Below are 2,185 nucleotides of genomic sequence, written 5' to 3'. Positions count from 1 at the left end.
AAGAACAGTGCCTGCAGAACTGGGATCAGATCCAGGCCATGCAGAAACAGCTGAAGTCGAACTGATATGTCCCTGCCGCCCGGCTTTCTGGATGAATTGCGCACCCGCATCAGTATCTCTGATGTTGTCGGGCGCAAGGTCATGTGGGATCAGCGCAAGTCGCAGCCGGGCAAAGGCGATTTTTGGAGCCCGTGCCCCTTTCACCATGAAAAGACCGCGTCCTTTCATGTCGAGGACCGCAAGGGATTCTATTACTGCTTCGGCTGCCACGCCAAGGGCGACGCGCTGAAGTTCGTCCAGGAGACCGAGAACGTCGGTTTCATGGAGGCAGTGGAGATCCTGGCGCAAGAGGCGGGCATGGAGATGCCCAAGCGCGATCCCCGCGCGCAGGAGAAACAGGACCGCCGCACGCTGCTGGCTGAGGTGATGGAGCAGGCGGTGCAGTTCTTCCGCCTGCAACTCAAGACCGGCGCGGCGCAGGATGCGCGTTCTTACCTGCAGCGCCGCGGGCTGACGGCGCAGGCACTGGACCGCTGGGAGATCGGATTTGCCCCGGATGGCTGGCAGAATCTGTGGGACGGCTTGCGCGGTAAGAACGTGCCCGAAGACCTGATCATCGGCGCAGGCCTGGCCAAACCCTCGAATAAGGGCGGCAAGCCTTATGATACGTTCCGCAACCGGATCATGTTCCCGATCCGCGATGCGCGTGGCCGGGCGATTGCCTTTGGCGGCCGGGCGATGGACCCGAACGACAACGCCAAATACCTGAACTCGCCCGAGACCGAACTGTTCGACAAGGGCCGCAGTCTCTATAATCACGGGCCCGCACGGTCCGCTTCGGGGCGGGGCTCTACGCTGGTTGTGGCCGAAGGCTATATGGATGTGATCGCGCTGGCAGAGGGCGGTTTTCAGTCCTCTGTCGCGCCGCTGGGCACCGCGATCACCGAAAACCAGCTGCAGATGCTGTGGCGGATGTCGGATGAGCCGATCATCGCGCTGGACGGCGACAAGGCGGGCATCCGCGCCGCCATGCGGCTGATCGACCTGGCGCTGCCGCTGCTGGAGGCAGGCAAATCCCTGCGCTTTGCCATCATGCCCGAGGGCAAGGACCCCGATGACATGATCCGCAGCGAAGGGCCGGAGGCGGTGCAGGCTGTGTTGGATCAGGCGATGCCGATGGTCAAACTGCTGTGGCAGCGCGAGACCGAGGGCAAGGTGTTCGACAGCCCCGAGCGCAAGGCGTCGCTGGACAAAAGTCTGCGGGAGAAGATCAAGCTGATCCGCGACCCTTCGATCCGTAAACATTACGGCGAAGACGTCAAGGAGATGCGCTGGCAGCTGTTCCGCGGCAGCCGCAGCGGCGGCGAAGGCAGTTTCCAGCAGCGCGGTTCCCGCGGAAGCGGTTTCCGCGACGGCAGCCGCCCGCCCTGGAAGCCCGGCAAGGGCTTTGGCCCGATCCCGCAGCCGCGGGCAACCACGCGCGCTTCTCTGGTGGCCGGTGCCGAGGACGAATACTTTGCCGCCATGCGCGAAGCGGTGATCCTGGCTACGGCGATCACAACCCCGGCTGTGATCCCCGAATTTGAAACCAGCCTGGAGCGCCTGCAATGTGCCGACCCGGATCTGGCGGTGCTGCGGGATATGGTGCTGCGTCACGGTATTGGTGCCCCGGAGCGTCTGCGCGAGGAAATCGACTGGTCTTTGGGGCCGCATGCCCTTGAAAACCTCTTTGGCCTTCGCCATGTCGCAATTACCCCCTGCCTGCGCAAACCCGGCGACACCGAGCTGGCCAGCATGACCCTGGCCGAGGAGCTTGCAAAGCTTGAGGCGCGGCGCGGGCTGGACGCGGAACTGGCAGAGGCCGAAGAGGATCTGGACGGGCTTGCTGATGAGGCGCTGACCTGGCGGCTGCGGCAGGCAGCCGAAGCCAAGAACAAGGCCGTGCGCAGCGAGAATGAGGACCAGGCGCAGTATGATGTGGGCGAGAACGGCGCGCGGCTCAACCGGGATGAGCGCGACGCATTCGGCGCTCTTTTGGACCGGATCGGCTTTTCCGGCAAATGACACAGATTGCCTGATTCTGCGTTTTGCTAAGGAAGAGCACAGGAAAATTGGGTAAACGGGGTGACGAATCAGAGAATCGCGCTAATGATTCGCGCGACCCGAATCGCCCCGCAGCCCCTGA

1 protein-coding gene is annotated in these 2,185 nt (G+C 63.2%); it reads left to right on the top strand.

Annotated features, from left to right (window positions below):
* Positions 1–66 precede the first annotated feature (66 nt).
* Complete coding sequence (gene dnaG / locus A2I95_RS32875; RefSeq protein ID WP_291736584.1) at positions 67–2,064, top strand: DNA primase; 1,998 nt, start codon at positions 67–69, stop codon at positions 2,062–2,064.
* Positions 2,065–2,185: the final 121 nt, after the last annotated feature.

This window comes from Leisingera sp. F5 (genome assembly GCF_001593695.1).
Note: the sequence above shows the minus strand (reverse complement) of the source record. Positions and strands in the feature narration are given on the sequence as shown.

Excerpts from the sequence above, each read along its gene's own strand:
- dnaG (WP_291736584.1), top strand. The coding sequence starts at position 67 with ATGTCCCTGCCGCCCGGCTTTCTGGATGAATTGCGCACCCGCATCAGT.